Origin of the sequence: Ramlibacter sp. (assembly GCF_035548915.1) — a bacterium.
Taxonomy (GTDB): domain Bacteria; phylum Pseudomonadota; class Gammaproteobacteria; order Burkholderiales; family Burkholderiaceae_C; genus Ramlibacter.
This window is the reverse complement of record NZ_DASZSE010000034.1, coordinates 22,292-34,673: the sequence shown is the minus strand read 5'-3', so window position 1 is coordinate 34,673 and position 12,382 is coordinate 22,292. Positions and strand designations below refer to the sequence as shown.

At 69.2% G+C, this 12,382-nt stretch carries 12 protein-coding genes; 5 read left to right on the top strand and 7 right to left on the bottom strand.

The genetic code is table 11. The annotated features are described in order from the left end of the window. Positions 1–4 precede the first annotated feature (4 nt). The 5 genes from VHA82_RS12790 to VHA82_RS12770 are packed head-to-tail and all read right to left on the bottom strand — an operon-like array spanning position 5 to position 6,549. Positions 5–916 (bottom strand): DMT family transporter, encoded by a 912-nt coding sequence (locus VHA82_RS12790; protein WP_325544306.1) that lies wholly within the window; start codon positions 914–916, stop codon positions 5–7. Further along, a complete protein-coding gene (locus tag VHA82_RS12785) occupies positions 913–1,851 on the bottom strand; it encodes a helix-turn-helix domain-containing GNAT family N-acetyltransferase (RefSeq protein WP_325544176.1) in 939 nt (312 codons plus the stop codon). Before VHA82_RS12785 ends, VHA82_RS12790 begins: the two co-directional genes overlap by 4 nt. Before the next feature lie 15 nt (positions 1,852–1,866). After that, entirely contained in the window at positions 1,867–3,141 is a 1,275-nt protein-coding gene (locus VHA82_RS12780; RefSeq protein ID WP_325544173.1) for an MFS transporter, read from the bottom strand. Further along, positions 3,141–5,300 carry a 3-hydroxyacyl-CoA dehydrogenase NAD-binding domain-containing protein gene (locus VHA82_RS12775; protein WP_325544171.1) on the bottom strand — a complete coding sequence of 720 codons (2,160 nt, stop codon included), beginning with the start codon at positions 5,298–5,300 and terminating at the stop codon, positions 3,141–3,143. Before VHA82_RS12775 ends, VHA82_RS12780 begins: the two co-directional genes overlap by 1 nt. A gap of 43 nt (positions 5,301–5,343) precedes the next feature. Then, positions 5,344–6,549, bottom strand: a complete 1,206-nt coding sequence (locus VHA82_RS12770; protein WP_325544169.1) for an acetyl-CoA C-acetyltransferase — start codon at positions 6,547–6,549, stop codon at positions 5,344–5,346. Between the two features lie 80 nt (positions 6,550–6,629). On the opposite strand from VHA82_RS12770, the gene VHA82_RS12765 reads away from it, so the two are divergent. Then, the gene (locus tag VHA82_RS12765) at positions 6,630–7,025 is read left to right on the top strand and encodes a VOC family protein (RefSeq protein WP_325544167.1); all 396 of its coding nucleotides are present in this window, start codon (positions 6,630–6,632) and stop codon (positions 7,023–7,025) included. A gap of 31 nt (positions 7,026–7,056) precedes the next feature. On the opposite strand, the gene VHA82_RS12760 is transcribed toward VHA82_RS12765, so the two are convergent. After that, positions 7,057–7,458: a J domain-containing protein gene (locus VHA82_RS12760; protein WP_325544165.1), complete on the bottom strand. Its 402-nt coding sequence runs from the start codon at positions 7,456–7,458 to the stop codon at positions 7,057–7,059. 88 nt (positions 7,459–7,546) lie between these two features. Further along, on the bottom strand, positions 7,547–7,876 hold the full coding sequence (locus tag VHA82_RS12755; protein ID WP_325544163.1) for a hypothetical protein: 330 nt from the start codon (positions 7,874–7,876) through the stop codon (positions 7,547–7,549). A 212-nt stretch (positions 7,877–8,088) separates the two neighbouring features. Between VHA82_RS12755 and VHA82_RS12750 the strand changes: the two genes are divergently transcribed. The 4 genes from VHA82_RS12750 to VHA82_RS12735 all read left to right on the top strand — a co-directional run bounded on the left by VHA82_RS12750 (position 8,089) and on the right by VHA82_RS12735 (position 12,382). Further along, a complete protein-coding gene (locus tag VHA82_RS12750) occupies positions 8,089–8,994 on the top strand; it encodes a hypothetical protein (protein ID WP_325544161.1) in 906 nt (301 codons plus the stop codon). A 151-nt stretch (positions 8,995–9,145) separates the two neighbouring features. Then, positions 9,146–10,198 carry a glycosyltransferase family 2 protein gene (locus tag VHA82_RS12745; protein WP_325544159.1) on the top strand — a complete coding sequence of 351 codons (1,053 nt, stop codon included), beginning with the start codon at positions 9,146–9,148 and terminating at the stop codon, positions 10,196–10,198. After that, positions 10,191–11,669, top strand: a complete 1,479-nt coding sequence (locus VHA82_RS12740; RefSeq protein ID WP_325544157.1) for an ArnT family glycosyltransferase — start codon at positions 10,191–10,193, stop codon at positions 11,667–11,669. Before VHA82_RS12745 ends, VHA82_RS12740 begins: the two co-directional genes overlap by 8 nt. After that, on the top strand, positions 11,666–12,382 hold the full coding sequence (locus VHA82_RS12735) for a phosphatase PAP2 family protein (protein WP_325544154.1): 717 nt from the start codon (positions 11,666–11,668) through the stop codon (positions 12,380–12,382). Before VHA82_RS12740 ends, VHA82_RS12735 begins: the two co-directional genes overlap by 4 nt.

Genomic DNA, 12,382 nt, shown 5'->3' with positions numbered 1-12,382 from the left:
TCCATTATCGAAGCGCGGGCTGTCGATTTCCCGTCAAGGGTCGTCGCTCTCCGGCCAGCCAGAGGCCCGCGAAGATCATGACGAGGCCGGCGAGAAGACTCGCGTGCACCGTCTCGCCGAGCGCCCACCAGCCGAGCAGCGCTGCCGTGGCCGGGTTGAGGGCGAGGAACATCGTCACGCGCGTGGGCGACTCGTGCTTCAGCGCGTAGAGCAGGCAGAAGTACCCCACGCCGCTCGACAAGCCGATGAAGGCGACCACGCCCCACGTCTCGATCCCCAGCGTTGCGACCCGCCGCGGCCAGTCCTCTCCGATCGCCGCGAAGGCAAGAAACAGCACCGAGGCGAGCATCGCGAACGCGGAGACCGGCACGGTCGGATAGCGCTGCAGATAGGGTCTGTACAGCACGCTGCACGCCGCGCCGATGCAAGCGGATGCGAAGACGGCGAGTTCTCCCCACCAGGCGCGCGGATCGCGCGTCGCGAGCTTCGGCGCGAGCGACAGGGCCACGCCCCCGATGGAAATCACGAGACCGGCGGCGAGCCGCGCGGAGATGCGCTCCCGCCCGAGTGCCGCGCCGAAGAGCAGCGTGATCAGTGGAAAGAGGCTGAAGATGAGCGCGGCGTTGGCCGCGTTGACGGTGGCAAGCCCCCAGTTCATGAGTGCGATCAGCACGCCGAACTGCGCGATGCCGAGCACGGCCATGGCCAGCAGGTCCCGCGTGGAAGGCGCCGGGAAGCTCTCGCGATGCGCGCGCCACGCGGGCCAGGCGAAGGGCGCGAGGCACGCGAAGCCGATCGCGTAGCGCAGCATCGCGAGCGTGAGCGGCGGCACTTCGGCCAGCACGAAGCGCGACGCGACGATGGCGGCGCCGACCAGCACGCCCATGGCCGCGGCGGCGGCGAGGGCGCGGCTCAGAGCTTGAGCTCCCAGATCTCGCTCACGAGGCCCGGGTGGAAATCGGCCTCGTAGCGCTCGCGCTTCGTCACCTGGAATCCGCGGGACCGGTAGATGGCTCGCGCGGCCTCGAGGTGGCTCTGAGTCCAAAGCATCAGCCGGCGGTAGCGCTTCTCGCGCGCGAACGCGATGCACTCGTCGACAAGCCGTCCGCCGAGCCCGAGTCCGCGCGCTGCGGGCGTGAGGATCAGCAAGCGCAGTTGCGCGATCGTGCGGGAGCGCCGCATGACGAAGACGGACCCCGCGCGTTCGCCGTCGACTTCGGCGATCCAGCCTCTTTCGTATTCGGGATCGAAGTTGCGGATGAATTTTGCGGCGATCTCGGCCACCAGCGCCTCGAAGCGCGCATCGAACTGGTATTCGCGCCAGTAGAGCTCGCCGTGCGCCTGCACGACCCAGCCCATGTCGCCCGGCCGCGGCTCGCGCAGCTCGATGCGGCGCGGTTGCGCGTCGGCGGCCGGTGCATCGAGGAGATGCCGCACCGTCCCCATGGCCTCGATGAGGCGGGGGCGCGCTTCGGGCGGCACGGTCGCCAGCAGCGCGGCGGTTTCGTCGCGCGACTTCTGCTGCAGCGGCTCGAACGCCGCATGGCCCGCGTCGGTGATGCGCAAAAAGCTCTGGCGCGCGTCGTGGCTCGCGGCTTCGCGTTCGATCCAGCCCTGGTGCTGGAAGCGCCGCAGGATGCGGCTCAGGTAGCCGGCGTCGAGGTCCAGGTCGCGCCCGAGCTCGGTGGCGGTGCAATGCTTGCGATGGGCGAGTTCGTAGAGCACCCGCACTTCGGTCAGCGTGAAGTCCGAACCCAGGTAGCGGCGCAGCACGCCGATGCGCTGCGTGTAAAAGCGGTTGAAGGCGCGCACGGCCTTCACCTGCGCGGCGGGAACGGGGGACGGGGTCATGCGCCCCAGTGTGATTCAATTGATTGACTGAGTCAACCAAGTGGCCCGCCCGGCTTCGGGCCGCGCCATCAGCGTGAAGCCCTTGCGCGGCAGCCGAAGCGAAACGAATCCCGCCGCGATCAGCAGGACGCCGGCCGCCCCGAACGAAACCCAGTGCGTCCCGAAGCGCTCGAAGCCCCAGCCTCCGAGCCAGGAACTGAGCGTCCCGCCGGCCTGGTGGCCCACGTAGGCGATTCCGTAGAGCACGCCCACCAGCCGAACGCCATAGACATCGGCAAGGATCGCCGACGACACGGCGATGCTGCCCGCCCACACCAGCCCGCCGACGGTGGACGTGAGGTACAGCTCCCAGTGCGTGCCCACCATCACGAGCGCGAGAAAGCCGATGCCGCGCACGAAATAGATGGCCGCGAGGATGTGGCGGCGCGGCAGCCGATCGGCCCAGCGACCGAGCAGGAGCGTGCCGCCGATGGCGACGAAGCCGATGAGGCCGATGCCCATCGAGCTCGTGAATGGATCGAAGCCGTGGTCCATCAGCATCGGAACGCCGTGCGTGCCGAGGAGATTCATGCTGAAGCCGCAGCAAAAGAGGCCGAAGAAGATCTTCCAGAATGGCGCCGTGCGCATGGCGTCGCGCAGCCTCAGGCTTTGCGGCGCCGGGGCGGCATTGCCATCGGCAACCGCGGATTCCCCGGGGGGCAGATCGGCATGTTCGGGCGCATCGTCGCGGATCACGAAGAGGGCCGCGGGGACGGTGACGAGCGTGAAGACCGCGGCGAACGCCACCAGCGTCGCCCGCCAGCCGAAATGGCCGATGGCGAAGCTCAGGATGGGCGTCATCGCCGCGAGGCCGGCCATGGAACCCGTGGAGAGGAAAAAGAGGGCCATGCCCCGCCGCCGCGCGAACCAGTGGCTGATGACGGGCGTGAGCGCGACGGGGCTCGTGAACGCGAGCCCCACGGAAAGCAGCAGGCCGAAGGCGAGCAGGAAGGCGAACGCACTGTCGGTGCTCACGGTCCACAGCACCGATGCGATCACGAGCGCGTTGCCCGCGAGCAGCAGGGGCCGCGTGCCGAAGCGCGCGATCAGCAGGCCCGCGAGCGGCATCGCCAATCCATACGCGAACTGTCCCGCCGCGACGATGGTCGCCAGCAGGCTGCGGGTGAAGCCCAGGTCGTGCGCCATCGGAAGGAAGAACGGCCCGAAGCTGAGGCGCATGCCCGACGACAGCAGCGTGAGCATGGCGCTCGCCGCGACGATGTTCCAGCCGAAGTACCAGCGGGAACGCATCACGGGGCCGGGGGCGCGTCCCACTTCGGCTCGTGCCGCCGGATCGCTTCTTTCACCCGCGGCGCGAGGACGAACCCCGGCCCGTACTTCGAAGCCAGCACTTCCGCGCGATGCAGGAAGACATCGATGCCCATGCCGTAGATGAACTGCAGCGCGCCCCCCGTCCATCCCGGAAACCCGATGCCGAAGATCGAGCCGATGTTCGCGTCGTGCACGGTGGTGAGCACGCCTTCGGCGAGGCAGCGCGCGGTCTCGACCGACTGGCGATAGAGAAGGCGGTCCTTCAGCTCCTGCATGTCCCAGGCCGCGTCCGGCTTCTCGAAGAGCTCCTTCAGCTTCGGCCACAGGAATTTCCGGCCGTCCGCCGGATATTCGTAGAAGCCGCCGCCCGCCGCGCGGCCGTTGCGGTCGAACTCCTTCACCATGCGCTCGACGAGCAGTTCGCCCGGCGTCGCGATGTAGGTGCCTCCTTCGGCGCGCAGGTCGGCACGCGTCTGGTCGAGCACGTGCACGGAAAGCGAGAGCGCGGTTTCATCGAGCACCGCGAGCGGCCCCACCGGCATGCCCGCCTGCAGACCGGCCTGCTCCACGACGGCGGCGGGAATGCCTTCGCTCACCATCGCCGCGCCTTCCATCACGAAGGTGCCGAACACGCGGCTCGTGAAGAAGCCGCGCGAGTCGTTCACGACGATCGGGGTCTTGCCGAGCGCCTGCACGTAGTCGAACGCGCGCGCGATGGTTTCGTCGTCGGTCTGCTCGCCGCGGATGATCTCCACGAGCTTCATCTTGTCCACGGGGCTGAAGAAATGGATGCCGACGAACTTGCGCGGCCGCGCGCTCGCCTTCGCGAGGCCCGTGATCGGCAGCGTGGACGTGTTGCTCGCGAAGAAGCCGCCTTCGGCCAGCAACGGCTCGGCTTCGCGGGTCACGCGCGCCTTCAGCTCGCGGTTTTCGAACACGGCTTCGATGATGAGCTCGCACCCTTCGAGCGCCTTCAGCGACTCGGTCGCGGTGATGCGGGCCACGAGCGCCTGCTGTTCGCCCGCGTTCATGCGCCCCTTGTCGACGCGAGGCTGCGTCACCTTCGTGCTGTACGCCTTGCCGAGCTCGGCTTTCTCCTGCGTCACGTCGCGCAGCACGGTTTCGATGCCGCGGCTCGCCTGCGCATAGGCGATGCCCCCGCCCATCATGCCGGCGCCGAGGATGCCCACCTTGCGAGGTCTGTACTTCGGCACGTCCTTCGGCCGCGACCGCCCCGACTTGATCGCGTTCATGTCGAAGAAGAACGTGTTGATCATGTTCTTCGCGACCGGGCTCACGATGAGGCGCGCGAGATAGCGTGATTCGATTCGCAGCGCGGTGTCGAAGTCCACGAGCGCGCCTTCGACCATGCAGGCGAGCGCGTATTCGGGCGCGGGGTAGAGGCCGCGCGTCTTTTGCCTGAGCATCGCCGGTGCGACCGAGAGCATGCCCGCGAGCCTGGGGCTGTCGGGTGTGCCGCCGGGGATGCGGTAGTTCTTGTCGTCCCAGGGCTGCTGCGACTGCGGATGCGCATCGATCCAGGCGAGCGCGGCCGCGCGCAGCGAGCCGGCATCGGGCACGAGTTCGTGCACCACGCCGATCGCGAGCCCTTCGCGCGGATCGAAGAGCTTCGCTTCCATGATGCAGGGCTGCGCGCCCATGAGGCCCAGCAGGCGCGTCATCTTCGTGATGCCCGAGGCGCCGGGGATGAGGCCGAGGTTCACTTCCGGCGTGCCGAACTGGATCTTCGGATCGTCCACCGCGACGCGGTGATGCGCGATCAGCGCCACTTCCCAGCCGCCACCGAGCGCCGAGCCGTTCAGGCACGCGACCACGGGCTTGCCGAGCGTCTCGAGCGTGCGGAAGTTCTTCTTCACCCGCTCGATGCCCCGATAGACCTCGGCGGCGTCCTCGGGCTTCAGGCGCATCGTGCCCTTCAGGTCGGCTCCCGCGAAGAAACTCGTCTTGTTCGAAGCGAGCACGATGCCCCGGATCGCTTCCCGATCCTGCAGCACGCGCTCAGCGAGTTCGGTCATGTCCTGCTGCCACTGCAGGCACATCGTGTTGACGGGCGAATCGGGCTCGTCGAAGGTGATGGTGGCAATGCCGTCGGCGATGTCGTACCGGATCGTCTTCATGTGTGTGTGCCCGCAACCGGCTGCTGTCGTGCCGCAACGATGTTCAAAGCCGCTCGACGATCGTCGCGATTCCCATCCCGCCGCCTACGCAGAGCGTCGCGAGCCCGTAACGCAGTTTCCTGCGGTGCAGTTCATCCACCAGCGTGTTGAGGATCATCGCCCCCGTCGCGCCGAGCGGATGCCCCATCGCGATCGCGCCGCCGTTCACGTTCACCTTCTCGTGGGGCACGCCCATCTCCTTCATGAAGCGCATCGGCACCGCGGCGAAGGCCTCGTTCACCTCGAAGAGGTCGATCTGCTCGAGGGTCATGCCCGCCTTCGCGAGCGCCTTGCGCGCCGCGGGCATCGGGCCGGTGAGCATGATCGTCGGATCGGCGCCGGAAAGCGCCGCCGCCACGATGCGCGCGCGCGGCGTGAAGCCATGCGCGCGGCCCGCTTTTTCGCTGCCGATGAGGATCGCGGCCGCGCCGTCGACGATGCCCGACGAATTGCCCGCGTGGTGTACGTGGTCGATGCGCTCCACCTGCGGATACCGCCCGATCGCGACCTGGTCGAAGCCCATCGCGCCGAGTTGCTCGAACGCGGGCTTGAGCGCGGCGAGCCCCTGCATCGTCGTGTGGGGCTTGATGAACTCGTCTTCTTCGAGAAGGGTCTGGCCGAGGAAATCCTTCACCGGCGCGATCGAGCCCGCGAAGAAGCCGGCTTCGCGCGCCTTCGCCGCGCGCTTTTGCGACTCGAGCGCATACGCATCGACATCCTCGCGCGAGAAGCCCTCGAGCGTGGCGATGAGATCGGCGCCGATGCCCTGCGGCACGAACGCCGTCGCCGCGTTCGTCTCCGGGTCCTGCGCCCAGGCGCCGCCGTCGGAGCCGATCGGCACGCGGCTCATGCTTTCCACGCCGCCCGCCACGACCAGGTCTTCCCAGCCGGAGCGCACTTTCTGCGCGGCGATGTTCACGGCCTCCAGGCCCGATGCGCAGAAGCGGTTGAGCTGCACGCCCGCGCAGCGCCAGTCCCACCCGGCCTTGAGCGCGGCGACCTTCGCGATCACCGAGCCCTGCTCGCCGACCGGAGACACGACGCCCATCACGACGTCGTCGACCCGAGCGGTATCGAAATCGTTGCGCCGCTGCAGTTCGGCAAGCACGCCCGCGAGCAGGTTCACCGGCTTCACTTCGTACAGGCTGCCGTCCTTCTTGCCCTTGCCCCGCGGGGTGCGGATCGCGTCGTAGACGTAGGCTTCGCTCATGAGCTTTCTTTCGAATGCGCTGTTGCGCGGGCCAGTATATGCTCCACGTCCCGCATCGGCCTTCGAGGCCAGGAGCAGCCATGGACCCCGTCGTTCATTTCGAATTCCCCTATGAGAACCGCGAGCGCATCGTCGCTTTCTACCGCACCGCCTTCGACTGGGAGATGCAGGTCCTGGGCGAGGACATGGGCCACTACGTGCTCGCGACCACGGCCAAGCCCGGCAGCGAGAAAGCGCCGCCCGACGCCGCTCGCGGCGCCATCAACGGCGGCTTCTACCAGCGCAACAACGACTGGCCCGCGCAGTACCCGTCCGTGGTGATCGCGGTGCAGGACATCCAGGCTTCCATGCGCAAGGTGAAAGAGGCCGGGGGCGAAGTGCTCGGCGAGCCGATGGAGATTCCCGGCGTGGGGCAGTACGTCTCGTTCTTCGACACGGAGAAGAACCGGGTGAGCTTGCTTCAGCCGAAGATGTAGCGCATGCCGGCCGCGATGCCGGCGAGGCCGCCTACCGCGCCGGCATCGCCGTCATGTAGAGCGCCGTCACGATCGTTCCGAGCGAGAACGCCATCGTCGCGAAGAGCAGGTACCAGGGCCAGCCCGTGAGCGGATTGAGGACGGCCCAGGGCCCCGCGGCCTCCTCGGACTGCACCGGCCCGCCGGCGAGCCCCATCGGGCGCGACTCGGCCCGCTCGATCCACACGTCGTGCTCGGCTCGGCGGTGCGGATCGGAAAGCACTTCGTACGCGGCATTGATCGCCGCCATCGCGCGCACCGCATTCGCGTTGCCGGGCATCTTGTCGGGGTGGTACTTGTGCGCGAGCCGGCGCCAGGCGTGGCGGATGCCCTCCGGCGTCGCGTCGCGTTCGACCTGCAGGACGTCGTAGTAGGTGGGCAGCGGAATTGCCATCGCTATGAATTCTATAGTTTGGTTCCTGCTCGAAGTGTTTGTCGCCGCTCGATTTTCCCGTGGCTTGTGGGTGCCGCGCCACAGGCGCTCAGGCCATGCGGTGGCGAATCGAGCTGCCCACGGAGTAGATGAGCTGCTTCGAGGCGCTGTGCAGGCCGAGTTCGAGCAGGGTGAGCGCACCGGGCGGGATGGCGCCGATCGCGTTGCGCGCGACGAGCTGCGCCGACAGGAGCGCGGCTTCCGGTGTCGAATGGTATTCGCCGCCGAAGAGCTTGAACACGACCTCGTCGGCATCCCAGTAGTTCGCCGGTGCGCGCACGGAGACCTTCGCGTAGCTGCAATAGCGGTCTCCGTCGCCCGCGGGCGCCGCATAGGCTGCGATGTAGAAGCCCTTGACCGGGCCCCAGACCCTTTCCATGAATACAGACTCCGTGCTTGCCTTGGCAAGCAGTGTGCCGCCTTCGCTTCAGCCTGTGAGCGCACCGTAACAGGGCCTCGCGGGCACCCCGACGCGACCGCGCGGTGGTGTCCTACACCCTGTCGTTCTGACACAATGCGCCCAAGCGCCTGGGGCATACTGGCAGGCCCGTCCGGGCCCGCATGCGTGCCCGGGCTTTTCTCCCCCCGCCGATGTTCCTGAGCCGCGAATCCTCCGCCGACGAGCTATCCGCCGGCCGCCCCGCCGCGCCTTCGCGGCGCATTGCACGCCTCGTGCTGCGCTGCCTCGTCCCGCTCGTCCTTCTGGCTGCCGCATGGCAGTGGCTGCTGCGCCATGCCGATGTCGACGCGCTGTGGCGCACGATGGGCAGCGTGCCCGCCGCGGCATGGTTCGCGGCCGGCGTGGCCTTGCTCTCCGGCCACGCGCTGCGCGCGCTCAGGCTGCAGCAGGAGTGGCGTCATGTGCGCCATGCCGGCTTCTTCGCGTGCCTGCGTCTCGTGCTGCTGCACAACGCCGCCGTGCTGCTCTTGCCGCTGCGCTCGGGCGAGGCGGGCTACCTCTACCTCGTGCAGCGCGAGTTCGGTGTCGGCTGGCGTGAATCCGCGCCGCGCCTTGCGTGGTGGCGCGTGCAGGATGCGGCGGTGCTGCTCGCGCTGTCCATCCTCCTGCTCGTGCCGTGGCCCGTCGCGGCGCGGCTGCTGCTCGTGGCTGCGTTCGTGCTCCTGGCCGTGTCGCTCGTTCCGCGTCCGTCCTCGTGGCTCGGCCTTGCCGCGAGCGCGGGCAACTGGACTTTCAAGGTGGCGGCCAACGGTGGCCTCATGATGCTGCTCGGCGGCTTCGGCGTCGGTGCCGCCGCGCGAGCCGGGCTCGGCGGCGAGATTGCGGGCGTGCTGCCGGTTCAAGGGCCGGCGGGGCTCGGCACGTACGAAGCCGGCGCGTGGATTGCTTCGCATCTGCCCGAGGCGCAGCAGGGGAGCTTCGTGGCCGCCGCGCTGGCCGTCCACGCGTTCAGCCTCGCCGTGGCGCTCGGCGCCGCGGCCATCGCGCTCTGGCGCGATCGCGTCGTCGCGGCGCGCGCACCCCTGCAGGCAGCCTGAAGTGGCACGGCCTCTCGTCATCGTCGTGGTCATCGCTGCGCCAGGCGTTGCCGCGAGCGCATCCAGCCTCGCCGTCATCCCCGCGAAGGCGGCAATGACGGATGTGTTTCATCGGCGGCGGCAGACTCACTGCGTCGCGGACAACTGACCCATGGACCCGACTCTCATCGCCTCGCCCGCCGACCCCGTTGCGCGCGACATCCCCGTGCCCGCGACCGGCCCGGCCCCGCACCGCCTCTCCGTCGTGGTGCCGATGTACAACGAAGCGGAAAACGCCGCGCCGCTCGTCGAAGCCGTTCAATCCGCGCTCGCCGCCTATCCGCACCCCTGGGAGCTGATCGTCGTGGACGACGGCAGCACGGACGGCACGGCCGCGGCGCTCGCGCGCGAAGCCGCGCGCACCGGCCCGCACATCCGCGTGCTGCGGCTCGCGCGCAATTTCCGGCAGACGGCCGCGATGCAAGCCGGCATCGATGCCGCACGCGGCGACGTGATCGCCACGCTCGACGGCGACCTGCAGAACGATCCACGCGACATCCCGCGCATGGTCGCACGCCTCCTGAACGAAGACCTCGACCTCGTGGCCGGCTGGCGACGCGACCGGCAGGACGGCTTCTTCCTCAGACGCTTTCCTTCCATGCTCGCCAACCGGCTCATCCGGCGCGTGAGCGGGCTCGAATTCCGCGACCTCGGCTGCAGCCTGAAAGTGTTCCGCTCGGAAGTGCTGCATCGCGTGCGCCTCTACGGCGAGATGCACCGGTTCATCCCCGCGTGGCTCGCGACCGTGACGAGCCCGAGCCGCATGGCCGAGGAGCCGGTGAACCACAGCGCGCGCGTGGCGGGGCAGTCGAAATACGGCATCGGCCGCACCTTCCGCGTGATCGTCGACCTGCTTGCGATGCATTTCTTCCTGCGCTTCGGCTCGCGCCCCGGCCACTTCTTCGGCGGCATCGGCCTGGCGAGCTGCACCGCGGGCCTCGCGATGCTCGCCTACCTGCTCGTACTCAAGCTCGGCGGCGAAGACGTCGGCTCGCGTCCACTCCTTGCCCTCGGCTTTTTCCTCGTGATGGGCGGGCTGCAGTTCCTCTGCACCGGCGTGCTCGCGGAAATCCTCACGCGCGTCTACTACGACGGCGGCCATGCCCGGCCCTACCACCTGCGCAACACGCCCGAGCTCGGCAACGACGAAGGGTGGCATGCCTGAGCGGCCACCCCGGCCCGCCTCGCTGTTCGTCCTGCTCGCCGCCCTCGCCGGCGTGCTCCTGCTGCGCATCGCGGTGATGGAAGCAAGCGGTGCCGGGCTCTACGTGGACGAAGCGCAATACTGGGATTGGTCGCGCGAACTCGCGTGGGGCTATTGGTCGAAGCCCCCGGGGATCGCGGCGATCATCGCGGCTTCGACCGCGATCTTCGGCGACGGCCTCTTCGGCGTGCGCGTGTTCTCGATGGCGTGCTGGGTCGCCGCGGCATTCGCGCTCGCCTGGACCGCGCGGAGGGCTTCCGGCCCCACCGCTGCGGTGTGGGCCGCGGCGCTCTTCGTCTCGACGCCGACCGCGGGCCTGCTCGGCCTCGTCGCGACCACCGACGGTCCGCTCGTCTTCTGCTGGTCGCTCGCGATGGCGTTCTCATGGCGTGCGTGGAGCGATCGGGAGCGCCCCAGGAGCGTGAACGCGTGGTGGATGGCCGCGGGCGTGGCCACCGGGTGCGGGCTGCTTTCCAAATACTCGATGGGCGCGATCGCGGTGAGCTGGCTCGTGCTGGCCTGGTATGGAGGACGCCGCACGTTCACGGGCGTGGTGCTCGCGGGCGTCGTGGCCGCGCTGATCGCATTGCCCAACGTCCTGTGGAACGCGGCGAACGGATGGCCCACGCTCTTCCACACGGCCGCGATCACGGTGAACTCGGTGCCCGCGACAGGTCGCAGCCACGTCGGCCTCTTCGCGGAATATGTGGCCGGGCAGGTCCTTTCGTTCGGGCCGGTGGCGCTCGGCGTGCTGGCCGTCTGCATGCGTCGTGCGAAGCCGATGCGCAAGGTTTTCGCGAGCGGCGGCGACGCCGCCTGGTTCGCGCTCACCTTCGCATGGCCCATTCTCGCCATCGGCGCCGTGCAGGCGCTGCACGCCAAGGCGCAGGTGAACTGGACGGCACCCGCGCTGCTGGGCCTGTGCCTGTGGCTCGCGCTGCAGGCGGATCGCTTCATCGCGCCGGTGCGGGCTTTGCAATGCGCGGCGGCAGGCGTCGTGCTCGCGGCGGTGCTCGCGCTCGCGGGCCATGCGCAGATCGCGCTCACCGGCCGCGACAACCTCGACCTCTGGGCGCGCATGCGCGGCTGGACCGAAGCGCTCGAGGCGCTGCGTCCCTCGCTCGATGCGCTGCCGGGCCTTCCGGTCGTGGCGTCGCGCCGAGACCTCATCTCCCACGCGGACTACGTGTGGCGCAGCGCCCACCGGCCCGTCTTCGCGTGGCCGTATCCGGGCACGCCCGACAATCATTTCGCGCAGTTCCGCCCGCTCCGGCACCCGGGCGAGGCGCTGCCGCAGCAGGTGCTGCTGCTGGCCGAATCGGGTCCGGACGAGGCGATGCGCGCGGCGTATCCCGAGTGGAGCCGGCTCGCCTCCGCCACGTCCGGGCGGGTCACCGTGCAACTGTGGATGGGAGCGGGGCGCAGGCCATGATCGTGCTGAAGACTCGCCAGATCGAACGCGTCGCGCTCGCGCTGTCCATCGCGGTGGCGACGATCGTCTTCACGATGTGGCCGGGGCTCGACGTGAAGGTCGCGGGACTCTTCTTCGACGGCAACGGATTCGCCGGCGACCGCTGGCTCTGGTCGCGCGCCATCTATCGCAGCATGCCCTGGCTCGGCTGGCTGCTGGGCGCATGGGCCGCGGTCTCGCTGTTCGCGCCGCGCCTCCTGGGGCCGCGCGGGCTGCGCGCGCGCCGGCGCCGCGGCGCGATGCTGCTCCTCGCGGGCGTGGTGGGCGTGGGCCTCGTCGTGCACGTGGCGCTGAAGGACCACTGGGGCCGCCCGCGCCCGGGGAGCATCGAGGCATTCGGCGGTCCGATGCCTTTCCAGCAGGCGCTCGCGCCTTCATCCTATTGCCCGCGCAACTGCTCGTTCGTGAGCGGGCATGCGGCGGGCGGCTTCGTGCTGCTCGCCATCGGCGTTTTCGGCGCGCGCAGGAAGCGCCTGCGCTGGCTCGCGATCGGCATGGCCGCGGGCTTCGTCGTCGGCGCCGCCCGCATGGCGCAGGGCGGGCACTTCCTGAGCGACATCGTGTTCTGCGCGCTCATCATGTGGGCGACCGCCGTGCTGCTGCGCGAATGCTGGCTGCGCGCGGCCGTGGTGGCGCGATCCAGGCATCGGCGAGCGCAGTCCGTCGCGCCATAG